The organism is Leifsonia sp. ALI-44-B (genome assembly GCF_001984125.1).
Taxonomy (GTDB): Bacteria; Actinomycetota; Actinomycetes; order Actinomycetales; family Microbacteriaceae; genus Okibacterium.
Genome location: NZ_MTQL01000006.1, coordinates 653,743 through 676,482 on the forward strand (window position 1 = coordinate 653,743; position 22,740 = coordinate 676,482).

Below are 22,740 nucleotides of genomic sequence, written 5' to 3' on the forward strand. Positions count from 1 at the left end.
GACGGCCACTGATCCTGGTGCCCGGCACAGACATCCGCATCGACCCTTCTTCGCCCGAAAGAACAAGCGGGAAGGGGGTGATGACCGATGGATGGTGTGGCCGAATGGGCACGCGTAGTCACCCCGACAAGCGAGGTGCTCGGATCAGCATACCAGTCCGGGGACTAGGAAACGGCTGACTTCTTCTTGTCTTTGCGCACGAAGAGCGTTTCGGCCTGTTCCAGTTCCATGCCGTTCGTTTCGGGGATCTTGAAGAAGACGAAGAAGAAGGACAGGAGGGCGAAGAGGGCGTAGATGCCGTAGGTGAGGGTGAGCGAGACATCCTGAGACAGGGGCAGGAACGTGACCGTGACGAGGAAGTTGGTCAGCCACTGGGCCGCCGCCGCAACACCGAGCGCCTTGGCGCGAATGCGGGTCGGGAAGATCTCGCCGAGCAACACCCAGACGAGCGGGCCCCAGCTCACGCCGAACGAGATGACGAAGACGTTGGCGCCGATGAGTGCGATGGTGCCGAACGGGTCGTCCAGCACAGGCTTGCCGTCGACGATGGATGCCTGACTGAACGCCAAGGTCATGGCGGCGAGCGAGAGCGTCATGCCGACCGAGCCGATGAGGAGCAACGGACGGCGCCCCACTCGGTCGACGAGCAGGATGGCGACGATCGTGACCGCGACGTTGGTGACGCTCGTGATGACCGAGATCGTGAAGGAGTTCGACTCGTCGAAGCCGACCGCCTGCCACAGCGTGGTGGAGTAGTAGAAGATGACGTTGATGCCCACGAGCTGCTGCAGCATCGAGAGGATGATTCCGATCCACACGATCGGGGCCAGGCCGAAGCGGTTGCCCTTCAGGGTTCCGGTCTTCTTGGCAATCTGGTCTTCTTCGATCGACTTCTCGGCCTCACGCATGGCGCGGTCGACCTCGTCGGAGGGCCACACGGTGGCGAAGATCTTCTTGGCTTCGGCTTCTTTGCCGCGGCTCACGAGGTAGCGAGGCGACTCGGGCAGACGCAGGGCGAGGATGCCGTAGATCACGGCCGGGATGGCGCAGGCGAGGAACATCCAGCGCCAGGCCTCGAGCCCGAACCAGAACTCTTTGGCCGCGCCACCCGCGGCGTTGGCGAACAGGGCGTCGCTCAGCAGGGCGGCGAAGATGCCGAGGGTGATGGCGAGCTGCTGCAGGGAGGCGAGGCGGCCGCGAATCTTGCGCGGCGCGATCTCGGCGATGTAGGCGGGCGCGATGACCGATGCGATGCCGATACCGAGGCCACCGACGAGGCGCCAGATGACGAGGTCCCAGGCGGCGAAGGCGAAACCGGCGCCGATCGAGGAGACGAAGAAGAGTCCGGCGCCCAAGAGCATGACCTTGATGCGGCCCCAGCGGTCGGCCAGGCGGCCCGCGCCGTAAGCGCCGGCAGCACAACCGAGCAGGGCGGATGCGACGGCGAAGCTCGTGACGCCGGAGCTCAGGTCGAATTGTCCCTGGATGGCATCGACGGCACCGTTGACGACCGATGAGTCGAAACCGAAGAGGAAGCCTCCGACGGCGGCCGAGATCGCAAGACCGATGACCCTGCGGGTCAGTTGCGCTTGACTGGGAGGCGCCGGATTCGACGCGGTTGAGTTGGACATTTCGTAACCTCCTCAGTCAGAGCTCGCGGCATCCGAGGGTGCCCGGCGAACTGACCTTCATTCTGGTCGTGTCGGTGCTGGCTGACAACCGTTTCTCCCGAAGCGCCGCGACCGGAAGTCATCCACAGATCGCGACGCGGGCAGCCGATCGGTTGCTCGCGCGGCCAGGCTGGTGAGCATGGCCCAGCAAGTATACGCACGCCCCCGCATCCCCTCCGGTCGGAGGTCGACAGGCCTTGCAACCGCGGACGGAGAGGTATACGCGCCCACGAGGCGCGCCACGGGTGGGACGTCGGGCCTGTCCATGTTCATGTTCCTGTTCGTCTTCGTCTTCGTCTTGTCGTTCGGTTTCGAAGAAGCGGCCGCAAAGAAGCCGGCCCACTCCGCCTCGGCAGCATTCGCAGCATCCCTCGCAGCTGCGCCCTCGGCGGAAACCTCGGCAGCTCCCGCGGTACAGCCTTCGGAACCGCCCGCACCAGCACACTCGGCGGCGCACCAGGCAGTGCCCGTAGGAGCGACCCCAACAACGCCCGCAGCTGCGCACGCGGCAGCTCCCGCGGTAGATCCGGCGGCAGCTCCCGTCGCAGCTCGGTGGGTGTGGCCGCTCGGGCGGGCCGAGGTGAGCCGCGCGTTCGAACGCCCGGCCGACGAATACTCGGCGGGGCACCGCGGCATCGACCTGCCGGCATCGGTCGGCGAGGAGGTCGTTGCACCCGCCGCGGGCGTCGTGCTCTTTGCCGGGGTGGTCGTCGACCGAGGAGTTCTGTCCATTCGGCACGTCGATGGAACGGTGTCGAGTATCGAACCCATCTCGGCGTCCGTATCGGCGGGCGACGACGTGACGTCTGGTCAATGGGTGGGTCGGGTTTCTGAGGGCGGGCACTGCGACGCGGCGTGTCTTCACGTCGGGGCGCGCGTGAAGGGCGAATATGTCGACCCCGAGCCCTACTTCCTGTTGAGGCGGCGAGCCGTTCTCGTGCCGCTGGGCGACTTCGCTACAGGATGACGAGGGTCCGACAACGCCCGTGATGCGCGGCGCGTCTAGGCGCGCGGGTGGGCTCCGCGGTAGCTGTCCTTCAACCGCTCGAGCGAGACGTGGGTGTAGATCTGAGTGGTGCCGAGGGACGCGTGCCCGAGCATTTCTTGGACCGATCGGAGGTCGGCTCCGCCATCGAGCAGGTGCGTGGCCGCGGTGTGTCTCAGCGTGTGCGGGCCGCCGGTGTCGAAGCCGGGCAGTGTTTCGAGGAGACGGTTCACGACGTTGTAGACGGCTTTGACACCGATGCGCGATCCGCGGGCACCGAGAAACAGCGCGTGTTGCGAGCGGGCGGCGGGCGCCGTGGCATTCGGGGAATCAAGCGCCCGATCCTGTGATCGGCTCAGCAGCTCGGGCCGCGCCCTCGTCAGGTAGTCGACGAGGGCGTTCTGGGCCGGCACACCGAACGGGACGACGCGCTGCTTCGACCCCTTGCCCGTGACCCGCGCCGTGAGCCGGTCGAGGTCCACGTCGTCGATGTCGAGGCCCACGAGTTCCGAGACGCGTGTCGCCGATGCGTAGAGCAGTTCGACGATCGCTACGTCTCGTATCGCTACCGCATCGCCGTCGTCGGCACGGCCACGAAGAAGGTCGACCAGCTCGGTCATCTGCCCGGCTGCCACGACATGCGGCAGGTGCCGCCCCGTCTTCGGCGAGCGCAGGCGGGCATTCGCATCCGTCGCCTCGGGGATGTGGGCGGCGTTCCATTTCGACCACCCACGGATGGCGGCGGCCCGGCGCGCGAGAGTTGTGGCGCTCAACCCGCGCTGGGATCCGTGCCACAACCAGTCGCGGCCGAGTTCCAAGGTCACGTCGGACGCGTCGGTGGCGTCGTGTTCCTCGCAGTATTCGCACAGCTGTTCGAGATCAGACGCGTAGGCGCGTACCGTGGCTGGCGAAAGGCGCCTCTCGTCGGCCAGGTGCGCCAGGTAACGCTCCATCGATTCGCGAATCTGCATCTTTCTAGGATGCCGCGCCCGGACGCCCAAGGCGCCCGCCACACCGGACGGGTGCCCTCTGAACGCGGATCGATGCAATCCGAACCGGTGGCCCCGCCGTTACCGTAGCGTTCGCGGCACATAGAGCCACCCCGTCTCCGTCGACGTCACGGCCCCTCGCAGCTGAAGCGAACCGAGTTCGGCGACGACGTCCGTCAGGGGAAGGCCGGATAGCCGCGACAGGTCGAGCGGCCGTCGTGGCGTGCGAGCGCTCAAAGCGTCGATCACGCGCCTCGCTCGCGGCTCTTCGTCCTTCGAGTGACAGGGCCTCGGGGCGACGACCGGCGTCGGAGCGGGAACCTGATCTGGAGTCGGAGTCGGAGTCGGAGCGGGAACCCGATCAGGAGCCAGAGCGGGAGTGGGAGCGGGAACCTGATCTGGACTCGCAGTAGGAGCCGGAGCCCGAGTCGGAGCCTGAGTCGTGGTCGACCGTGGCGCAGGTGGGGCGGTCAGGGAGCCGTGAAGCGGCTCGATGAGTTGCATCATCTCGTCGCCCGAGGTGACGCAGGTCGCGCCATATTCGCGCAGAAGCCGGTGGCACCCGATCGAATGTGCCGTCGTCACGGGGCCGGGCACCGCCCCGAGCGGCCGCCCGAGATGCGCCGCGTGCCCGGCCGTGTTCAGTGAGCCCGACCGCGAGCCCGCCTCGACCACGACGGTGGCCTGGCTCGCGGCGGCTATGAGCCGGTTGCGTTGCAGGAACCTCCACTTCGTCGGTGTGGTGCCACACGGCACCTCCGAGACGAGAGCTCCGTTGTCGATGATGGACTCGAGAAGGGCATGGTGTCCCGCCGGGTACAGGCGGTCCACTCCCCCGGCGAGGAATGCGACGGTTCGCCCGCCGGCTCGGATGGCTGCTCGGTGGACCGCTCCGTCGATGCCGTAGGCCCCGCCCGAGAAGAGCGTCGCCCCTCTTCGCGCGAGATGCCAGGCTGCGTCGGTTGCGACCTGCTGTCCGTACGCGGAGCACGCGCGCGCGCCGACCAGGGCCACAGCGGGACGAGCACCCCCGAGGTCGCTCGCTCTCCCACGCACCCACAACACGAGGGGCGCATGTCGGCCCAGGTCGTCGACGCCGAGGGGCCAATCGTCATCCCCCGGGATGAGAAGCTCGGCGCTGACCGAACGGGCGACAGACAGGTTGAGGGACTGCTCGACGCGGTCGAGGCGGAGCATCCAGGTTTCGAGGGATGTCGACACCCCCTTCAGGGCGGAATCGAGGCTTGCGCCGCCAGAACCCCCGTCGCGATTGCCGCTCCGAACTCGTCGGTCTGAGCGCGTCTGACGGACGCTTCCTGCCCACTCATCTGAGCGAAATGGTTCGAGAAGGTCGTCCCTCGGGGAGGCCTCGACAGGGTTCGACTCGGACACGTTGGCCCCCCAGTCTCGTGCTCGTCCCTCCGAGGATGAATCGCAGGAAGTGGCCCGAGTGCGCCCGCGGCGAGCGCTGTGAGCCGGCTCGGTCGCGCTGAGACCGACTGGTCCGAATACCGCGCTGCGGTTGTCGCCGGATCTGTCGTCGCCCGCCCGCGCGAGTGCCCGCCCGAACTCGTGGCGGCCGAGGCCCGCACCGCCGGCTCGAGCCCCCCAGAGGCGATCCAGCACGTCGATCGCCCCGAATTCGACGAGGAGATCGCCGAGCACCCCGTCACCCGGTTCGGCAAGGGAGCTGAGGATGACTCGCGCAGTACGTTCAGCGAACCGCTCATCGCTCTCATGCCGGGCAGACGATGGACGAAGCGTCGCGACTGTGTCGGTGACCTCCTGAACGAGACCCGGCTGGGCCCCTGGCTCACAGTTCATCATGCCCGCGCCCCCTGTCGCATGAACGCGGCGAGCCCCAGATGCTCGACCGTGGGCAACGCCGTGCCGTCGAGGTCGGCCAAGGTCCATGCGATGCGCAGAACCCGGTCGTACCCGCGCATAGAGAGCGACCCTCGCTCGAGCGCATCGTCGAGGTTCGAGCACAAGCGCGCGGGCAGCCGATGGGCGGGGTCTCGGAGCCACTCGCCCGGAACACGCGCGTTGAGCGCCCATGGCGTGCCCGCGAGCCGTTCGGCAGAGCGTTGCCGGGCTGCCGCCACACGCTCTCGCGCCTCGGCCGTCGAGAGGCGATCGCCGCCCGACGCGTGCAGCTCGGAGGCACTCACCCGGTCGACGCGCACCCGCAGGTCGACACGGTCGAGCAGTGGACCCGACAGTCGCCCCTGATATCGCCTCACCGTCGACGGCGGGCACGTGCACGATCCGTCGCGCGAGCCGAACTGACCACACGGGCACGGGTTCGCCGCAAGCACCAGCTGGAACCGCGCGGGGAACTGCGCCATCACCCCCGAACGATGGATGGTGAGCTGCCCCGACTCAAGAGGCTGCCGCAACGCGTCGAGCACGGCAGCCGGGAACTCGAGCGCCTCATCGAGAAACAGCACTCCCCCGGTGGCTCGCGCCGCCAAACCCGGTCGGATCGTGCCGGAGCCACCCCCCAGGATGGCGGCCGAAGACGCTCCATGATGCGGGGCCTCGAACGGAGGGCGCCGAAGCAGCTCGGGCCCGACCGCCTCGCCGCCGAGGGAACGCACCGACATGACATCGAGGGCCTCACTGACGGACAGATCGGGCAGGATGCCCGGCAAGCAGTGCGCCAGCATGGTCTTGCCCGCCCCGGGAGGCCCGAGGAAATAGATGTGATGGCCGCCGGCTGCCGCGACCAGCAGCGACTGCACGGGCACGTCTTGACCGGCTATCCGGCCCAATTCGGGAGCGACAGCCGGTGGGGCGGCGCGCCCCACGAAGGGAATCGCTTCGACAGGCTCGGGGGCGAGCGACGCCCCATGGAAGATGGCGGCATCGCGCAGGCATGTCACCCCCACCGCGCTGATACCCGGCACCAGCTGCGCCTCGGCCAGATTGGCGGCCGGCACCATGACGCGAACGCGACCGGCGCGAGCGGCCGCGAGGACGGCGGGCAGCACCCCGAATATCGGACGAAGTCGGCCGTCGAGACCCAGCTCACCCAGGTGAACGGTGTCGTCGATCGACTCGCGAGACACGACACCGTCGGCGGCGAAACAAGCGAGCGCAATAGCCAAATCGAACGCCGAACCGTGCTTCGGCAGGCTGGCGGGCGACAGATTGACGGTGAGCCGCTGCGACGACAGGCTGCAGCCGGAATTGCGGGCCGCCTGTCGCACACGCCCGCCGGCCTCGCCGAGTGAGCGATCGGCCAAACCGATGATGATCAGCGCCGGGAGCTGCGCCGAGATGTCCGCCTCGACCTCGATGACGGTGCCCTCGGACCCTGATAGGGCCACCGACCAGGTTCGTGCGACCGCCACGTCACACCGCCGGGAGGTGCTCGACACGGGCAGGCCGGCCGCGCTGCAGGACGATGGCTATGGCATCCACCCGCACGCGCGCCTCAGGCCGGTCGCTCGACGCTCGCCACAGCTGCGCCAGGCGATACATGCGCACGCGTTTGGCCGGCGTGATGGCCTCGAACGGATGGCCGAACCGCTCGTTCGACCGAGTTTTCACCTCGACGGCGACGATGTGGTCGCCCCAACCCACGATCAGGTCGATCTCGCCGTGCCGACAGCGCCAATTGCGCGCCAACACCGAATAGCCGATCTTCTCGAAATGCTCGGCGGCGATGCTCTCGCCCAGCCGCCCCAACTCTGCGTTGTGTCCCATGTGAACCTCCACAACGACTGTGGCGGCACAGGACACTCGCGCGGCGGCAGTCACCCCATCTGTGGAGAAATCACGCCTGACGCGGGTTGTGCAGAACTACTCGTCGAGTGCGAGCTCTTTCGGCAACTCGAAGTCGCGCGTGGTCAATTCTTCGATGTTCACGTCTTTGAACGTGAGCACGCGCACCGACTTCACGAAGCGGTCGGAACGGTAGACATCCCACACCCAGACGTCTTTCATGGTGATCTCGAAATAGAAATCATGCTCGGTATCGCGCCGGTTGAGCTCGACCTCGTTGGCGAGATAGAAGCGTCGCTCCGTCTCGATCACATAGGTGAACTGGGAAACAACATCACGGTACTCGCGGTACAGAGCAAGCTCGACCTCGCGGTCGTAGTCCTCGAACTCGTCTTCATCCATCGTCCGTCCATCCTACGCGTAGGAGACCAGCCACGTGCGCCGGTGGAAGTCGCTCGGGCCGAGTGCCCGCACAGCCTCCATATGCTGCGTGCTGCCGTATCCCTTGTTGCCCGCCCAGCCGAAATCAGGCCGAGTCTCGTGCGCGGCGACCATCAGCTCGTCGCGGTGCACCTTGGCGATCACGGATGCCGCAGCCACAGACACGCAGTCGCGGTCGGCCTTCACGCGCGTGCGCACATCGAGCGGGCTCGCCAGGATCGGGTTGAGCCAGTCGCTGTTGCCGTCGAGCAGGATCGTGCTGGCGGCCACCGGAATGCCCGCCACGTGCAACGAGCCGAGAGCACGCTTCGCCGCCAGGCCGAGGCAGTGAACGATGCCCAACTCGTCGATCTCTTGAGGCGACGCCAGGCCGACGGCCGACGCGACCGACCACTCGCGCAGCAGCGGCGCCAGCTCGACGCGCTTCTTCTCGCTGAGCAGCTTGGAGTCTCGAACGCCCGCAGGATGTGCGCCGCACGTTGCCGACATGACCGACATCCCGACCGCAACCGGGCCAGCGATCGCGCCACGCCCGACCTCGTCGACACCGATGACCAGCGTGGAACCCGCCGCAAACAACTCACGTTCGACCAGATCGGTCGGTTCGACCACGGGCATTACTTCGAGGGGCTCTCGGGAACGCCCTGGAACGTCTCGGGGTAGTTGCCGAGCCATCCGAAACGATCGAAGGGCCACGTGATCACGAACGCGCGGCCGACGACATCGTCGATGGGCACGAAACCCTTGCCCGGGTCATCCTGGTTGTAGCGCGAGTCGGCCGAGTCGTAGCGGTTGTCGCCCATGACCCACAACGAGTCTTTCGGCACGGTGACGCTGAACTTGATCTCGGAGACGCTGTCTTTGCCCGGCGGCATGAGCACGTAGGGCTCGTTGAGCGGCACGCCGTTGACCGTCATCTGGCCGAGCGCGTTGCAGCATTCGACGCGGTCGCCGGGCAGGCCGATGACCCGCTTGATGAGGTGGTCGTCGCTATCGGGCGATGCAAGGCCCACGAGCGAGAGAACCCACTCGGCACTGGCGGCGAGGGGGCCGGGATCGGGCTTGGGAGCGGCGGGAGGCAGCCATCCGCCCGGATCGCGGAACACGACGACATCGCCCCGCTCGAGGTTGATGACATTGGGCACGAGCTCGTTCACGAGGATGCGGTCGTCGATCTGCAGCGTGTCCTTCATCGACCCCGAGGGGATGTAGAACGACCGCACCAGGAACGTCTTGATGAGGAACGACACCAGGAGCGCAACCACGAAGATGACGAGGATGTCGCGAACGAAAATCCAGCCGCCGCGCTTCTCGGAACGGTGTGCGCCCCGACGGGTCGTCGGATTCTCGAGGGTGGCCGCAGAATCGTCTGCAGCCGAAATGTTGTCTGTCATTTAACCGCCAAAGCTCCCCACCAGTGTATCGGCGGGGAGCCTGTAAGACGGCTGGAGCAACGCGCTTAGCGGTCGCGCTTTTCCTTGATCTTGGCCTTCTTGCCGCGCAGGTCGCGCAGGTAGTACAGCTTCGCGCGACGGACGTCACCGCGGGTAACGACCTCGATGTGGTCGATCACCGGGGAGTGCACCGGGAAGGTGCGCTCGACGCCGACCTGGAAGCTCACCTTGCGGACGCAGAACGTCTCGCGGATGCCCTCGCCCTGACGGCCGATGACGACGCCCTGGAACACCTGGATACGCGAGCGGCTGCCCTCGACGATGTTGACGTGCACCTTGACGGTGTCGCCGGCGCGGAAATCGGGGATGTCGTTTCGGAGGGATGCTGCATCGACGTGGTCGAGGATGTGCATGTTGCTTCGCTCTCTGTAACCGCCACAGGTCGACTACGAAAATAGGGGTTTGAATGAGATTTATGGTGTCCGACGTTGATGCTGGCTCCCCTGTGGCAGAGCAGGCCGCGGCACAATCGACCATTCTGCCATGCGGGGACCCCTCTTGGCAAAGCTCAGAGGCGTCAGGATGCCTCGCCCGAGCGGCGCTCTTCCTGAATGACGATGAACTCCTCGACCTGGGCCGGTTCTGACGGGCGCGGCATGCGGGGCGACGAGGCGGGCTGACGGCTCATCTGCTCGTATTCGGCCATGGCTGCGCGGGCTCGTTCGGCGGCGCTGCGCAGCAATTGCCAGAGCTCGAACCAGAAGATCGCGATGCCGATGATGATGCCGGCCGTGGCGAGGATGGCGCTGGCCGGCGTGAAGAAGCCGAACGCGATGATCGTCGCGTGCCAGACGGAGAGGACGGCGACATCCGCCCAGGAGACGGCGCGCTGCTGACGCACGTCGAAACGCGCGCGAACCAAGAAGGCGACGACGACGAGGGCGATGAAAAGGATGGGCATCGCGACGATGAGGCCGAGGAACGTCCAACCACTGCCGCTGAAGATGCCGACGCTGATGAGGGGCCAAATGGGCAGCACGGCGGCAGCCAGGAACATCCAGTTGAAGAATGCGCGACGCACGAACATGGGAACAGCCTACGAGGATGCGGCTCGGAAAGCGCCGAAAGCGGCCGGATTCAGCGCGGCGTTCGCTCAGAGCACGCCGCCGCGAGACAGCCGATCCGGTTCGGCGGCGATCGTCTCGAGCGCACGTCGTGACGCGGCAACTACTCCCCGTCGGGCAACAAGTCGGGCCGCACACGCTTGGTGCGCTCCACCTGCTGCTCGTGACGCCACCTATCGATTGCGCCGTGATTGCCGCTCAACAGGATGTCGGGCACGCGATGTCCCCGCCACTCGGCCGGTTTCGTGTAACTCGGGTATTCGAGCAGACCGTCCTCGTGCGACTCCTCGACGAGCGACTGCGGGTTGCCGACGACGCCGGGGATGAGCCGGCCGATCGCCTCGATCATCGCCATGACGGCGACCTCTCCCCCGTTGAGCACGTAGTCGCCGAGGCTCACGAGTTTGACACGAGCGCGCTGGGCGGTGTCGTCGAAGACACGCTGGTCGATGCCCTCGTAGCGGCCGCACCCGAAGACGAGCTGCGGTTCGTTGCTGAGTTCGCGCGCCATAGCCTGCGTGAAGACCTCGCCGGCGGGCGACGGGAAGATGACGACCGGTGCGGAGGCCTCATCCGCGGTGTTTTCACCCAGGATCTGGTCGAATGCCTCACCCCAGGGTTCGGGCTTCATGACCATGCCCGCGCCGCCGCCATACGGCGTGTCGTCGACCGTACGGTGCCGGTCGTGCGCGAAATCGCGCAGATTGTGCACCGAGAGGTCGATTAGGCCGTTGGCGCGTGCTTTGCCGAGCAGCGAGATGTCCAGGACATCGAAGAACTCGGGAAAGATCGTGACGATGTCGAGTCGCATCGATCAGCCGGCGTTCGGAGTGGCCCGACCGCTGTCGGAATCGGCCGGCGGGGTGTCTTCTTCGTCGGCAGGCTCATCCGCAGTCGCGGCGTCGACCTCGGAAGTGGCTACGGGCTCGGCATCGGCCGGGTCGTCGGGAATCTCCTCGAAGAGACCCGTCGGGGGAGTGACCGTGAGCGTGCCCGCCTCGATGTTCACCTCGGGCACGATGGCGCCGACGAAGGGAACCATGACGTCGCCCTTGGGCGTGTCGATGATGAGCAGGTCTTGCGCCGGGAAGTGCTCGACGCGCGACACGGTGCCGACCTCGATGCCGTCGCGCAGCACCTTCAGGCCCATGAGCTGGTGGTCGTACCAGGCATCCGGCTCGGACGATGCGTCATCGTCGTGCTCGACCCAGAGGATGGCTTTGATGAGCGTTTCGGCGGCGTTGCGGTCGTCGACACCGACGAAGAAGCCGACGGGGTTCTGGTTGTACCAGCGCAGCTCTTTCAGTTCGAGCGTCTTGCCGTGCCACGGAGAAGATGTGGGCACCTGCAACGAGAAGACGGCGCCGGGCACGAAGCGCGCGGCGGGGTCGTCGGTGTAAAGCTCGATCTTGAGCGCGCCCTTGAGGCCGTGCGCTTTGACGAGGCGGCCGACCCGGAGTTGGTCGGCCGGCGCCTGCGGGGTTTCCACGATCAGTTGTCGGTGTCGACGACGTCGACACGAACGCGGCGGCCATCGGCCAACGCGGCAACGAGCGTGCGGAGTGCTTTAGCGGTGCGTCCGGAGCGACCGATCACACGACCGAGGTCCTCGGGGTTCACACGAACCTCGAGGACCTCGCCACGTGGTGACGATTTCGCAACGACGCGCACATCGTCGGGATGGTCAACAATCCCTTTGACGAGGTGTTCGAGTGCGGGAGCGAGCAAGACTAGGCCTCGGTCGACTCTTCGGCAGCAGCCTCGGGAGCGGCCTCTTCGGCCGGCTTCTCGGCAGGCTTCTCAGCCTTGGGCTTCAGAACAGGCTTCTTCTTCTCGTCGGCGACGAAAGGAACCTTGGCCTCTTTCACGCGGACGGTGGAGACGGCGTCCTTGTCACCCTTGAACTTGCCCCAGTCGCCAGTGAGCTTGAGCAGAGCGGCAACCTGCTCGGTGGGCTGAGCGCCCACGGAGAGCCAGTACTGCGCACGCTCGGAGTCGACCTCGATGACCGAGGGCTCTTCGGTGGGGTGGTAGATGCCGATTTCTTCGATGACACGACCATCGCGCTTGGTGCGCGAGTCGGCGACGACGATGCGGTAGTAGGGCGCGCGGATCTTACCGAGACGCTTCAGACGGATCTTGACAGACACAATTCTCCTGAAATTTTTGATGACTGATTCGTGCTCGATACCGAAAGGTGGGGGCACGCTCGGTACGAAAACTGTGATGGCGTCTGTACCCGTCTGATTAGAGGGTCGGATGGGTACGGACTCGACTAACCATTCTGTCAGATGCGGGGCGGTTTGTGATAATCCGAGACACGCGGATGTTGGCGCTTCGCACCTCCGTGTGAAAATGGCGGAAGCATCCGAACGGTAATCGGCCGAATGCACGAACAGACGAGGATCCACCATGCGTATCGATTTCGCCTCCTCGGAGCGCTCCACCGTCGGCCTCGAGTGGGAGTTGGCCCTCGTCGATAGGGACACGGGCGACCTCGTTTCGGCGGCCGATCAGGTGCTCGAGCAGCTGAGCACCGATGGCGCGCCGCATCCTCACATCACGGGCGAGCTGCTGCGCAACACGGTCGAACTCGTCTCGGGGGTGCACCACAGCGTCCCGGATGCCATCGCCGACCTCTCCGGCCAGATCGACGAGGTTCGGGCCATCACCGACCCGCTGGGCATCGAGCTCGTGGGCAGCGGTTCGCATCCGTTCGGGCAGTGGTTCGACCAGGAGGTCACGGCCAAGGACCGTTACGCCAAGCTCATCGACCGCACGCAGTGGTGGGGCCGCAACATGATGATCTGGGGCGTGCACGCGCACGTCGGCGTCGAGGACGTGCGCAAGGTGCTGCCGCTCGTGAACGGGCTCTTGACCTATTCGCCCCATCTGCAGGCCCTGTCGGCGTCCAGCCCGTTCTGGGGCGGCGTAGACACGGGTTACGCCTCGAACCGGGCGCTCATGTTCCAGCAGCTTCCGACCGCCGGGCTCCCCTATCAGCTCGAGCACTGGGGCGAATTCGAGTCCTACGTCGAGGACATGATGAAGACGGGCATAATCGAGGACTACACCGAGGTGCGCTGGGACATCCGCCCGTCGCCGCACTGGGGAACGGTCGAAATGCGTTCGTGCGACGGCGCCTCGAGCATCACCGAATTCGGGGCGTTGTCGGCGCTCATCCACTGCCTGGTCGAGCACCTGTCGTCGCGGCTCGACGACGGCGAGGCCCTCACCACGCTGCAGCCGTGGTTCGTGCGCGAGAACAAGTGGCGCGCCGCCCGGTACGGCATGGAGGCCGAGATCATTGTGCGACCCGACGGGCACGAGCGCCTGGTTACGGACGAGATCGCCGAGCTGGTGGATGAGCTGAACCCCATCGCCCGGCGACTCGGGTGCGAGAAGGAATTGAACGATGCGCTCGTGATTCTGCGCGTGGGGGCCAGTTATCAGCGGCAGCTGGCCGTGGCCCAGGCGAACGGCGGGAGCCTGCCGGCGGTCGTGCACATGCTGGCCAAGGAGCTGCGGCACGGGTTGCGCGTCGACGCGTAGGCGCTGCGTTCCGGGGTCAGCGCGAGGCGCAACGCGCCGCCGTCGATTTCGAGGCGCTCGACCCATCGCGCGCAGAAAGCCGGGTCGGACACCTGTGTGTCTGACCCGGCTTTCGTTCTGCGTCTCGCTTAGGAGCGACCGAGGAACTTCTGCAGCGTGGCGAGTTCTTCCGCCGAGGGGCCGGCTGCGGCATCCGCACCCTTGGCGCCCTTGGCGAGGCCGAAGCCCGTGCCGACGGGAGCAGCGGGCTGGGCGGGGCCGGCCGCGAGACCGGCGTTCTCGGCCGCACGTTTGGCCGGGTTGCCCGACTTCGAGCCACCCTTCTTCTTGGCGACGGGCTTCTTGGGCATGCGGCCGGCGCCCGGGATAGGACCCATGCCGGGCATCTGCGGCACGCCGCCCTTGGCCACGGTCTTCATCATCTTGGCCGCCTGCTCGAAGCGGTTGACGAGCGCGTTCACCTCGGTGACGGTGGTGCCCGAACCGCGCGCGATGCGCAGACGACGCGAGCCGTTGAGCAGCTTGGAGTTGCGGCGCTCGGCGGGCGTCATCGACTGGATGATCGCCTCGGTGCGCACCAGCTCGCTCTCGTCGAAGTTCTCGAGCTGCTGCTTCATCTGGCCCATGCCGGGCAGCATGCCCATCATCTTCTTGATGGAGCCCATGTTCTTGAGCTGCTGCATCTGCTTGAGGAAGTCCTCGAGCGTGAACGTGTCGGTGGCAAACTTCTCTGCCATCTCGCGCGCTTCGTCTTCGTCGAACGCCTCTTGCGCCTGCTCGATCAGGGTGAGGATGTCACCGAGGTCGAGGATGCGGCTGGCCATGCGGTCGGGGTAGAACGGCTCGAAGTCGTCGAGGCTCTCACCGGTCGAGGCGAAGATGATGGGACGGCCCGTGACCGAGGCGACCGAGAGGGCCGCACCACCGCGCGCGTCGCCGTCGAGCTTCGACAGCACGACGCCCGTGAAATCGACGCCCTCCTGGAAGGCCTTGGCCGTGGCGACGGCGTCTTGACCGATCATGGCGTCGATGACGAAGAGCACCTCGTCGGGGTCGATGGCTTTGCGGATGTCGGCGGCCTGCTTCATCATGTCGCGGTCGACGCCGAGGCGGCCCGCCGTGTCGACGATGACGACGTCGTGGAGCTTGGTCTCGGCATACTTCACGGCGTCTTTGGCGACCTTGACCGGGTTGCCGACGCCGTTGCCGGGCTCGGGAGCGAAGACGGGCACGCCGGCCTGGCCGCCGACGACCTGCAGCTGGTTGACGGCGTTGGGGCGCTGAAGGTCGGCCGCGACGAGGATGGGCGTGTGGCCGTCTTTGACGAGCCACTTGGCGAGCTTGCCCGCGAGCGTCGTCTTACCGGCACCCTGCAGACCCGCGAGCATGATGATGGTCGGTGGGCGCTTGGCGAACTGCAGGCGGCGCTGCTCGCCACCCAGGATGTTGACGAGCTCTTCGTTCACGATCTGCACGACCTGCTGCGCCGGGTTGAGCGCGCGGTTGACGTCGTCGCCGAGTGCGCGCTCGCGCACCGTGTTGGTGAACTGCTTGACCACATCGAACGCGACGTCGGCGTCGAGCAGTGCGCGCCGGATCTCGCGGACCGTGCCGTCGACATCGGACGCCGAGAGCTTGCCCTTCGTGCGGAGGTTCTTGAGTGTGTCTGTCAGCCGTTCGGACAGTGAGCCAAATGTCGCCATGATCCGACAAGTTTAGTCGATCGGGTGCACGGAGTTCGCTGACACCTCGACACGATTTCTGGATCGAGTACACTAACTCGAAAAGCTTCCGGAAGGAGCCCGGCATGAGCGTCACCGTCAGCAGGACGATCGAGGCCCCGCGTCTCGTGCAACCCGGGTTCTCGCCGCATCCGGTCGGGTATGACGACGGGTCGCAATTGCAGCTCGACATCCACGCGGATGTCGTGGCGGGCCGTTCGCCCAACACGCTCGTGTTGCTCGAACACGAACCGGTGTTCACGGCGGGTCGGCGCACGACCGACGACGAGCGGCCGGTGGACGGCACACCCGTGGTCGACGTGGATCGCGGGGGCAAGATCACGTGGCACGGGCCGGGGCAGCTGGTGGGGTATCCGATCGTGCGTTTGCATGAGCCGATCGATGTGGTGGCCTATGTGCGGGCTCTCGAGGGCATCCTGATCGAGGTGCTGGGCGGTTTCGGCGTCACGGGCGAGCGCATCGAGGGGCGTTCGGGCGTGTGGGTGCAGCGGCCGGGCGTCGCCGCCGCCAAGATCGGGGCGATCGGCATCCGCGTGAACGATGGCGTGACGCGGCACGGGTTCGCCCTCAACTGCACCAACGACCTGGCGCCGTTCTCCGAGATCGTGCCGTGCGGCATTCGGGATGCCGGGGTGACGTCTATCCGCGAGGTGACGGGACAGGATGTCGCGCCCAAGACGGTGGCGGGCGCGGTCGCTCGAGCGTTCGGCGCAACCGAGGAGGTGTCGGCGTGAGCGCGTGCGGGACGAGTAACGGGGCGTCGCACGGTGCGGCGGCGACGGGTTGTGGAACGACGGGCGCTGCGGCACCGAGCGGCGTGGCGACTGCGGGGACGGCGAGTTCGGCAACAGGCGCGAACGGGCGCAAGCTGCTGCGGCTCGAAGTCCGCAACGGCGAGACGCCGATCGAGCGCAAGCCGGCGTGGATCAAGACGAAGGCGCGCATGGGGCCCGAGTACCAGCAGCTGCAGAGCCTCGTGAAGAGCGAGGACCTGCACACGGTGTGCCAAGAAGCCGGATGTCCGAACATCTACGAGTGCTGGGAAGACCGTGAGGCGACGTTCTTGATCGGCGGTTCGCAGTGCACGAGGCGGTGCGACTTCTGTCAGATCGATACGGGTAAGCCGGCCGACTACGACACCGACGAGCCGCGTCGGGTGGCGGCATCCGTGCGGGCGATGCAGTTGCGCTACGCGACCGTGACCGGGGTGGCCCGGGACGACCTGCCCGATGAGGGGGCGTGGTTGCACGCCGAGACCGTGCGGCGCATTCACGCCGAGAACCCGGGCACGGGCGTCGAGATTCTCGCGACCGACTTCTCGGGCAACCCCGATTTGCTGGGCGAGGTGTTCGAGGCGCGTCCGGAGGTGTTCGCGCACAACGTCGAGACGGTGCCGCGCATCTTCAAGCGCATCCGCCCGGCGTTTCGCTATGAACGCTCATTAGATGTCCTCACGCAGGCGCGGGCGGCCGGCCTGATCACCAAGTCGAACCTGATCCTCGGGATGGGCGAGGAGCGGCACGAGATCTCGCAGGCGCTGCGCGATCTGCACGACGCGGGCACCGACATCATCACCATCACGCAATACCTGCGCCCGACGCCGCGGCACCTGCCCGTGGCGCGCTGGCTGCCGCCCGAGGAGTTTCTCGAGATCAAGGGCGAGGCCGACGAGATCGGTTTCTCGGGGGCGCTGGCCGGGCCGCTCGTGCGGTCGAGCTATCGCGCGGGCCGGCTCTGGGCGCAGTCGATGCGGGCCAAGGGCCGCGTCCTGCCCGACGACCTCGCACACCTCGATCGCACCGACGGCGAGCCGGTGTTCCTGCAGGGGGTGTAATTGAGGCGCGCTACTCGACGATCGTGATCGAGACGGGTGTGACCGAGCGGCTGAGCGAGACGAGAAGCGCGAGGTCGGAGCCATCCGGGTCGAGCGCGAACTCGAGGTCGACGAACGCCTCGGTGTCGGAGGACGCCGACGGGTGCACCGCCACGCGCGTGAGCACGAGCGAGCGGATGAGGTCGACGTCGAGGTCACCCGAGTGGTCGACGAACAGATCCTCGATGCCGTCGCCGTATTCCTCGACGGCCTGCACGACGAAGACCGACACGTCGCTTTCGCGGTCGTCGACCGCTGACAGCATGTCCTCGCGGGCCCGCAGGTCGAGGCCCTCGAGGGCCTGCAGCAGCGCGGCCGCGATGTCGAGATCCTTGTCGCTGACACCTTCGCCGCGCGGAACGCTCATGGACAGATCGACGTACTGGTCGCCGACCTCGACCGATTCGGACCAGTAGAGCCCTCCGCCCGGCTGCTCTTCGATCAGGCCGAAGTAGTCGTGCTCGAGCGCCACTAGCCGACCAGTTTCTGCGCGAAGACATGCGGCGTGAAACCGGTGAGGTCGTTGATGCCCTCGCCCTGGCCGACGAGCTTGATGGGGATGCCCGTCTTCTCCTGCACGGCGAGCACGAATCCACCGCGCGCCGAACCGTCGAGCTTCGTCAGCACGAGACCCGTCACGCCGGCGTGTTCTATGAACGCCTCGGCCTGCGACAGCCCGTTCTGGCCCGTCGTGGCGTCGAGCACCAGCAGCACCTCGCTGATCGGGGCCTGCTTCTCGATGACGCGCCGCACCTTGGTGAGCTCGTCCATGAGCCCGCCCTTCGTCTGCAGGCGACCGGCCGTGTCGATGACGACGATCTCGGTGCCCGTGCGCTTGGCGTATTCGATGGTCTGGAAGGCGACGGATGCGGGGTCTTGCCCCTGCTGCTGCGGGCGCACGATCGCGGCGCCGGCTCGCTCCGCCCACGTGGCGAGCTGTTCGACGGCGGCGGCGCGGAACGTGTCGGCGGCCCCGACGACCACCGTGCGGCCGTAGGTGCCGAGGAACTTGGCGAACTTGCCGATGGTGGTGGTCTTGCCGACACCGTTCACACCGACGACCAGCACGACGGCCGGGCGCTCGGTGAGCTTCAGCGTCGTGTCGTACTTCGACAGGCGCTCCTCGATGGACTCGCGCAGCATGCGCTGCAGGTCGCGCGGGTCGGTCGTGCGGTAGCGGGCGACCTTCTGCCGCAGGTCGTCGACGACGAACTCGGTGAGGTCGGGGCCGAAATCGGCCGTGATGAGAGCGTGTTCCAGCTGATCCCAGGTGTCATCGTCGATGGTGGGTTTTTGGAACATGCCGCGCAGGGCGCCGGACAGGGACCAGGGTGTACGTTCTGCCATGCATCCAGCCTACGGCGTCGCCACGCGTTGACCGACGACCGCCGACACGCCGTCTTGCCGCATCGACACGCCGTAGAGGGCATCCGCGATCTCCATGGTGCGCTTCTGGTGCGTGATGACGATCAACTGGCTGGTCGAGCGGAGGTCTTCGAAGATCTCGAGCAGGCGGCCCAGGTTGGCATCGTCGAGCGCCGCCTCGACCTCGTCCATGATGTAGAACGGGCTCGGGCGGGCCTTGAAGATGCTGATGAGCAGGGCCACGGCGGCCAGTGAACGTTCGCCGCCCGAGAGCAGCGACAGGCGCTCGATCTTCTTGCCGGCGGGTTTGACCTGCACCTCGATGCCCGTCGTGAGGAGGTCGTCGGGGTTCGTGAGCGAGATGCTGCCCGTGCCTCCCGGGAAGAGCACCGGGAACACCTCGGTGAAGGCCCGCTGTGTGTCGTCGAAGGCGCTGCGGAAGATGGTCTGCATGCGGTCGTCGAGTTCGTCGATGATCGTGAGCAGGTCCTTGCGCGTCTTGGTGAGATCGGCGAGTTGTTCGGTGAGGAAGGCGTGGCGTTGTTCGAGCGCCGCGAATTCTTCTAGCGCGAGCGGGTTGACGCGGCCGAGTTGCGCGAGTTTGCGTTCGGCGCGCTCGAAACGCTTCTTCTGTGCGGCACGGTCGAAGGGGATGCCGCGGGGCGCGGCGGGCTGGGCTCCAGACGTGTCGTCGTCCCCGTCGGTGTCACCTTGCCCGGAGGCGTCGGCGTTTTCGTCGCCGACCGGTGCGAGCGCCGTCTCACGGGCACCACTCACGACGGCGCCGGCGAACTCGCGGCGTGTGGCGGCAGCTACTCCCCCGCTGCCCGCCTCGATCTCGGCCTCGAGTTCGGCGATGACCGCTGCTGCCGCGGCGGCCTCCTGAGCTTCGAGTTTCTCCGCGATCGTCGCGAGCAGGTCGGCATCATCGGGGACGAGCTGGTCGGGGCCGTATTCGGCCACGAGCACGTCTTCAACGAGCCCGAGCTCCGAACCGGCGCGCTCGAGCAAACCGGACAAGTGAAGCTTCTTCTCGTAAATCTGCAGCTCGAGGCCGTGCACGTTCTCGGTGATGGCCTGCAGGCGCTCGCGGAGACCGGCCTCCTGGCGACGCAGCGCCCCGAGTTCCTCGTTCTGGCTGCGACGCTCCTCCTCCGCGGCGGCGAGACGCAGAGAGCTCTCGGACACCGAACGGTCGACGGAGGCGAGCACGGCGGGAAGCGTTTCGATGACGTGGGTGGCGGCATCCACCTGGCGACGACGGATGACCGCGCGCCGTGCAGCCTCTTCGGCCTGCCGGCGCTCCTGGTCGCGGCGGCGCACGAGCGAACCGATGCGCGCGTCACCCTGGCGCACACGCTCGCGGGCCGTCTCGAGGGAGAGGCGCGCCTGCACCTCGGCTTCGCGGGCCGCGTCGAGTTCGGCCATCACGGCGTCGCGCGCGCTGACGTCGAGGATCGGCCGCGGGCGGGACGAGGCCTGGTCGAGCGCCTGCTTGGCCTGATCGAGGGCGTTCTGCGCGTCGTTCACGGTGTTTTCGGCCAGGGCCAGGGCCGACCGAATGCGCTCGCACTCCGCCGTCGACGACTCGACCTGCACGAGCGCGCGGTTGACCTTCTCACTGTGGGCCGCCAGCTCGGCGTCGTACTGGCGCAGCATCTGCAGCGCGTCGGCGGACTGCTTCTTCGCCACCTGATTCTGCTGTCGCTGCTCGGTGAGTTCGTAGCGCAGGCGCTCGATGGTCGAGGTGAGGCCCTCGAGGGCGTCGGCCGCGGCGTCGCGTTCGGCCAAGAGTTCGATGCGGCTGGGCTGTTCACCCGAGCCGCCCGAGAGCACGTGAGAGGTGAGGACGTCTCCGGCGTCGGTGACGATGGTCGCGCGATCGGGATGCGCGAGCGTGAGGCGTTCGCGGCGGGCGCTGTCGACATCCGGCGCGACGTAGATGGTCGAGAGGAGCGCGAGCACGCCGGCGGGGGCCTGCACGAGCGTGTCGGCACGCACGAGGCTGCCGGCGCGAGGCGGGAGGTCCATCGAACCGGCGCCGTCTTGGCGAGCAGTGGCCTTCGTGCCCGATCCCGCGGCGACCGCGTCTAAGGCGCGGCTCCGGTCTGTGGCGTCGCCGGAATCTGCGCCAGGAGGCGAGGACTGTTGCAGCGACGCGTCGCCGGCGATGACGACGTCGACGCGGCCGAGCTTGTTGTCCCGCGCATAGGCGACGGCACGGGCCGCGTTGTCATCGGTGTCGGCGAGAACGGCCTCGGCGAGCGAGCCGAGGGCTGCGGCGATGGCGGCCTCGGAACCCGGGGTCACCTGCACGTGGTCGGCCACGACACCCAGGATGCCTGCGAGCCCGGCCGCCGTCAGGTCGGCCGAGCCGTTCTTCACGTCGAGGGCGCGCGACAGGGCGCTCTTCTTGGCCTGCAGGGCGTCGCGCTCGCGCTCGGCCCGGTGCAGTTCGTCGCGCAGGCGCTCGATCTCGGCATCCGTGTCGAACACGCGCGCCTGCGCGAGCTCGTACTCCTCGTCGAGGCCCGACTGCCCGTGGTCGGTGGGCGCCTCTTCGCCCTCGAGGTCGGCCAGGCGGGCGGATGCGTCGAGCCGACGTTGCTCGGCCGCCTCCAACGCATTCTGCTGCCGCAGGTGCTCGCCGCGCACGGCCGCCAGGCGGGATGCGGCCGTGTCGGCCTGCCCGCTGAGTTTCGAGATCTCGAGGTCGTGGCGCGAGACGAGCGCGCTCTGCGCCGCGATCTCCTGGTCGATGCCGTCGAGGCTGGCCCGCGCCGTGGCGGTCTGGGCGGCGGCCCGCTTCCAGGCGTCGTCTGCGTCGTCAACGGCGGCGGTCAGGCGCACGAGCTCGGCACGCGCCTCGTCGATGGTCGCGGCGCTCACGGTCGGCTGCGCGTCGGGCGCCTCGGCCTCGCTGCCGAGCAGGGCCAGGCGCTGGTTCGCCAACGTGTAGAGGCTGCGCAGCCGCTCCTGCACCGATTCGAGCGCGAAAGCCGTGCGCCGGGCGGTGTCGACGGCGTCGCCGATCTGCGCCTGTTCGAGGCGCGAGGCGCGCAACTGAGCCTGCTCGAGCTGCTCCTGCACGACGATGCGTTCGCTGTGACGCTCCTGCTCGCCACGAGTGTGGTCGTCGAGGGCGCGTCGCAAGGCCACGACGTCGTCGGCCAAGAGGCGGGCTCGGGCATCCCGAACCACGGCCTGGATGCTCTGGGCCTCGCGCGCGATCTCAGCCTGGTGTCCGAGCGGCTTCAGCTGGCGGCGGATCTCGCCCGCGAGGTCGCTCAGGCGCGTGAGGTTGGCCTGCATGGCGTCGAGCTTGCGCACGGTCTTCTCTTTGCGCCGACGGTGTTTCAGGATGCCCGCGGCCTCTTCGATGAACCCGCGACGCTCTTCGGCGCTGGCGTGCAGCACCTGGTCGAGCTGCCCCTGGCCGACGATGACGTGCATTTCGCGGCCGAGACCCGAGTCGCTCAGCAGTTCTTGCACGTCGAGCAGCCGGCAGCTGTCGCCGTTGATGGCGTATTCGCTGCCGCCGTTGCGGAACAGCGTGCGGCTGATCGTGACCTCGGTGTAGTCGATGGGCAGCGCGCCGTCGGAGTTGTCGATGGTGAGCAGAACCTGGGCCCGGCCGAGGGGCCCGCGCGTCGACGTACCCGCGAAGATGACGTCTTCCATCTTTCCGCCGCGCAGCGTTTTGGCGCCCTGCTCCCCCATCACCCAGGCGAGCGCGTCGACGACATTCGATTTGCCCGAACCGTTGGGCCCGACGACGCACGTGACGCCCTGCTCGAAGGCGAACGTCGTCGATTGCGCGAACGACTTGAACCCCTTCAGCGTGAGGCTCTTCAGGTACACCGGGTTCGCCCTTTC

The 22,740-nt window shown here is 67.2% G+C and carries 22 protein-coding genes; 4 read left to right on the forward strand and 18 right to left on the reverse strand.

The window, feature by feature from the left end:
• Positions 1–164 precede the first annotated feature (164 nt).
• Positions 165–1,631: a sugar porter family MFS transporter gene (locus tag ALI44B_RS04045; protein ID WP_179100200.1), complete on the reverse strand. Its 1,467-nt coding sequence runs from the start codon at positions 1,629–1,631 to the stop codon at positions 165–167.
• Positions 1,632–1,935: 304 nt separating this feature from the next.
• Between ALI44B_RS04045 and ALI44B_RS15805 the strand changes: the two genes are divergently transcribed.
• Positions 1,936–2,637: a murein hydrolase activator EnvC family protein gene (locus ALI44B_RS15805; protein WP_179100201.1), complete on the forward strand. Its 702-nt coding sequence runs from the start codon at positions 1,936–1,938 to the stop codon at positions 2,635–2,637.
• A gap of 35 nt (positions 2,638–2,672) precedes the next feature.
• On the opposite strand, the gene ALI44B_RS04055 is transcribed toward ALI44B_RS15805, so the two are convergent.
• The 13 genes from ALI44B_RS04055 to rpsP form a co-directional block, all read right to left on the reverse strand.
• The gene (locus ALI44B_RS04055) at positions 2,673–3,626 is read right to left on the reverse strand and encodes a tyrosine recombinase XerC (RefSeq protein ID WP_077053412.1); all 954 of its coding nucleotides are present in this window, start codon (positions 3,624–3,626) and stop codon (positions 2,673–2,675) included.
• A gap of 99 nt (positions 3,627–3,725) precedes the next feature.
• Entirely contained in the window at positions 3,726–4,865 is a 1,140-nt protein-coding gene (gene dprA / locus ALI44B_RS16275) for a DNA-processing protein DprA (protein ID WP_238592047.1), read from the reverse strand.
• A gap of 602 nt (positions 4,866–5,467) precedes the next feature.
• A complete protein-coding gene (locus ALI44B_RS04065; protein ID WP_077053414.1) occupies positions 5,468–7,000 on the reverse strand; it encodes a YifB family Mg chelatase-like AAA ATPase in 1,533 nt (510 codons plus the stop codon).
• A 1-nt stretch (position 7,001) separates the two neighbouring features.
• Complete coding sequence (locus tag ALI44B_RS04070) at positions 7,002–7,355, reverse strand: YraN family protein (protein ID WP_077053415.1); 354 nt, start codon at positions 7,353–7,355, stop codon at positions 7,002–7,004.
• A gap of 96 nt (positions 7,356–7,451) precedes the next feature.
• Positions 7,452–7,775: a DUF2469 domain-containing protein gene (locus tag ALI44B_RS04075; protein ID WP_077053416.1), complete on the reverse strand. Its 324-nt coding sequence runs from the start codon at positions 7,773–7,775 to the stop codon at positions 7,452–7,454.
• A 12-nt stretch (positions 7,776–7,787) separates the two neighbouring features.
• A complete protein-coding gene (gene rnhB, locus ALI44B_RS04080; protein WP_077053417.1) occupies positions 7,788–8,432 on the reverse strand; it encodes a ribonuclease HII in 645 nt (214 codons plus the stop codon).
• Entirely contained in the window at positions 8,432–9,208 is a 777-nt protein-coding gene (gene lepB, locus ALI44B_RS04085; protein WP_077053418.1) for a signal peptidase I, read from the reverse strand. Before lepB ends, rnhB begins: the two co-directional genes overlap by 1 nt.
• 65 nt (positions 9,209–9,273) lie before the next feature.
• Positions 9,274–9,621: a 50S ribosomal protein L19 gene (rplS, locus tag ALI44B_RS04090; protein WP_077053419.1), complete on the reverse strand. Its 348-nt coding sequence runs from the start codon at positions 9,619–9,621 to the stop codon at positions 9,274–9,276.
• A gap of 164 nt (positions 9,622–9,785) precedes the next feature.
• Positions 9,786–10,295, reverse strand: coding sequence for a hypothetical protein (locus tag ALI44B_RS04095; protein WP_077053420.1), 510 nt, complete (start codon positions 10,293–10,295; stop codon positions 9,786–9,788).
• 140 nt (positions 10,296–10,435) lie between these two features.
• Positions 10,436–11,143, reverse strand: a complete 708-nt coding sequence (gene trmD / locus ALI44B_RS04100) for a tRNA (guanosine(37)-N1)-methyltransferase TrmD (protein WP_077053421.1) — start codon at positions 11,141–11,143, stop codon at positions 10,436–10,438.
• A 3-nt stretch (positions 11,144–11,146) separates the two neighbouring features.
• Positions 11,147–11,824, reverse strand: coding sequence for a ribosome maturation factor RimM (gene rimM / locus ALI44B_RS04105; RefSeq protein ID WP_496507426.1), 678 nt, complete (start codon positions 11,822–11,824; stop codon positions 11,147–11,149).
• Positions 11,824–12,060 (reverse strand): RNA-binding protein, encoded by a 237-nt coding sequence (locus tag ALI44B_RS04110; RefSeq protein ID WP_077053423.1) that lies wholly within the window; start codon positions 12,058–12,060, stop codon positions 11,824–11,826. The genes rimM and ALI44B_RS04110 overlap by 1 nt, the downstream gene beginning before the upstream one ends.
• Positions 12,061–12,062: 2 nt before the next feature.
• Positions 12,063–12,482 (reverse strand): 30S ribosomal protein S16, encoded by a 420-nt coding sequence (gene rpsP, locus ALI44B_RS04115; RefSeq protein WP_077053424.1) that lies wholly within the window; start codon positions 12,480–12,482, stop codon positions 12,063–12,065.
• A 262-nt stretch (positions 12,483–12,744) separates the two neighbouring features.
• On the opposite strand from rpsP, the gene ALI44B_RS04120 reads away from it, so the two are divergent.
• Positions 12,745–13,884, forward strand: a complete 1,140-nt coding sequence (locus ALI44B_RS04120) for a glutamate--cysteine ligase (RefSeq protein ID WP_077053425.1) — start codon at positions 12,745–12,747, stop codon at positions 13,882–13,884.
• 128 nt (positions 13,885–14,012) lie between these two features.
• Here ALI44B_RS04120 and ffh read toward each other — a convergent pair whose 3' ends face one another.
• Positions 14,013–15,587 carry a signal recognition particle protein gene (gene ffh / locus ALI44B_RS04125; protein WP_077053426.1) on the reverse strand — a complete coding sequence of 525 codons (1,575 nt, stop codon included), beginning with the start codon at positions 15,585–15,587 and terminating at the stop codon, positions 14,013–14,015.
• A 104-nt stretch (positions 15,588–15,691) separates the two neighbouring features.
• On the opposite strand from ffh, the gene lipB reads away from it, so the two are divergent.
• Both lipB and lipA read left to right on the forward strand, forming a co-directional pair.
• Positions 15,692–16,360: a lipoyl(octanoyl) transferase LipB gene (gene lipB / locus ALI44B_RS04130; RefSeq protein WP_077053427.1), complete on the forward strand. Its 669-nt coding sequence runs from the start codon at positions 15,692–15,694 to the stop codon at positions 16,358–16,360.
• Between the two features lie 83 nt (positions 16,361–16,443).
• The gene (gene lipA, locus ALI44B_RS04135; protein WP_238592050.1) at positions 16,444–17,460 is read left to right on the forward strand and encodes a lipoyl synthase; all 1,017 of its coding nucleotides are present in this window, start codon (positions 16,444–16,446) and stop codon (positions 17,458–17,460) included.
• Between the two features lie 10 nt (positions 17,461–17,470).
• Here lipA and ALI44B_RS04140 read toward each other — a convergent pair whose 3' ends face one another.
• Genes ALI44B_RS04140 through ALI44B_RS04150 form a run of 3 tightly spaced genes read right to left on the reverse strand, consistent with a single transcriptional unit; the run spans position 17,471 to position 22,725 of the window.
• Positions 17,471–17,971 (reverse strand): hypothetical protein, encoded by a 501-nt coding sequence (locus ALI44B_RS04140; protein WP_077053428.1) that lies wholly within the window; start codon positions 17,969–17,971, stop codon positions 17,471–17,473.
• The gene (gene ftsY / locus ALI44B_RS04145; protein ID WP_077053429.1) at positions 17,971–18,846 is read right to left on the reverse strand and encodes a signal recognition particle-docking protein FtsY; all 876 of its coding nucleotides are present in this window, start codon (positions 18,844–18,846) and stop codon (positions 17,971–17,973) included. The genes ALI44B_RS04140 and ftsY overlap by 1 nt, the downstream gene beginning before the upstream one ends.
• A gap of 9 nt (positions 18,847–18,855) precedes the next feature.
• Complete coding sequence (locus tag ALI44B_RS04150) at positions 18,856–22,725, reverse strand: AAA family ATPase (RefSeq protein ID WP_077053430.1); 3,870 nt, start codon at positions 22,723–22,725, stop codon at positions 18,856–18,858.
• Between the last annotated feature and the right edge of the window lie 15 nt (positions 22,726–22,740).

Excerpts from the sequence above, each read along its gene's own strand:
- ALI44B_RS04045 (WP_179100200.1), bottom strand. The coding sequence starts at position 1,631 with ATGTCCAACTCAACCGCGTCGAATCCGGCGCCTCCCAGTCAAGCGCAA.
- ALI44B_RS15805 (WP_179100201.1), top strand. The coding sequence starts at position 1,936 with ATGTTCATGTTCCTGTTCGTCTTCGTCTTCGTCTTGTCGTTCGGTTTC.
- ALI44B_RS04055 (WP_077053412.1), bottom strand. The coding sequence starts at position 3,626 with ATGCAGATTCGCGAATCGATGGAGCGTTACCTGGCGCACCTGGCCGAC.
- ALI44B_RS04070 (WP_077053415.1), bottom strand. The coding sequence starts at position 7,355 with ATGGGACACAACGCAGAGTTGGGGCGGCTGGGCGAGAGCATCGCCGCC.
- ALI44B_RS04075 (WP_077053416.1), bottom strand. The coding sequence starts at position 7,775 with ATGGATGAAGACGAGTTCGAGGACTACGACCGCGAGGTCGAGCTTGCT.
- rnhB (WP_077053417.1), bottom strand. The coding sequence starts at position 8,432 with ATGCCCGTGGTCGAACCGACCGATCTGGTCGAACGTGAGTTGTTTGCG.
- lepB (WP_077053418.1), bottom strand. The coding sequence starts at position 9,208 with ATGACAGACAACATTTCGGCTGCAGACGATTCTGCGGCCACCCTCGAG.
- rplS (WP_077053419.1), bottom strand. The coding sequence starts at position 9,621 with ATGCACATCCTCGACCACGTCGATGCAGCATCCCTCCGAAACGACATC.
- ALI44B_RS04095 (WP_077053420.1), bottom strand. The coding sequence starts at position 10,295 with ATGTTCGTGCGTCGCGCATTCTTCAACTGGATGTTCCTGGCTGCCGCC.
- trmD (WP_077053421.1), bottom strand. The coding sequence starts at position 11,143 with ATGCGACTCGACATCGTCACGATCTTTCCCGAGTTCTTCGATGTCCTG.
- ALI44B_RS04120 (WP_077053425.1), top strand. The coding sequence starts at position 12,745 with ATGCGTATCGATTTCGCCTCCTCGGAGCGCTCCACCGTCGGCCTCGAG.
- ffh (WP_077053426.1), bottom strand. The coding sequence starts at position 15,587 with ATGGCGACATTTGGCTCACTGTCCGAACGGCTGACAGACACACTCAAG.
- lipB (WP_077053427.1), top strand. The coding sequence starts at position 15,692 with ATGAGCGTCACCGTCAGCAGGACGATCGAGGCCCCGCGTCTCGTGCAA.
- ftsY (WP_077053429.1), bottom strand. The coding sequence starts at position 18,846 with ATGGCAGAACGTACACCCTGGTCCCTGTCCGGCGCCCTGCGCGGCATG.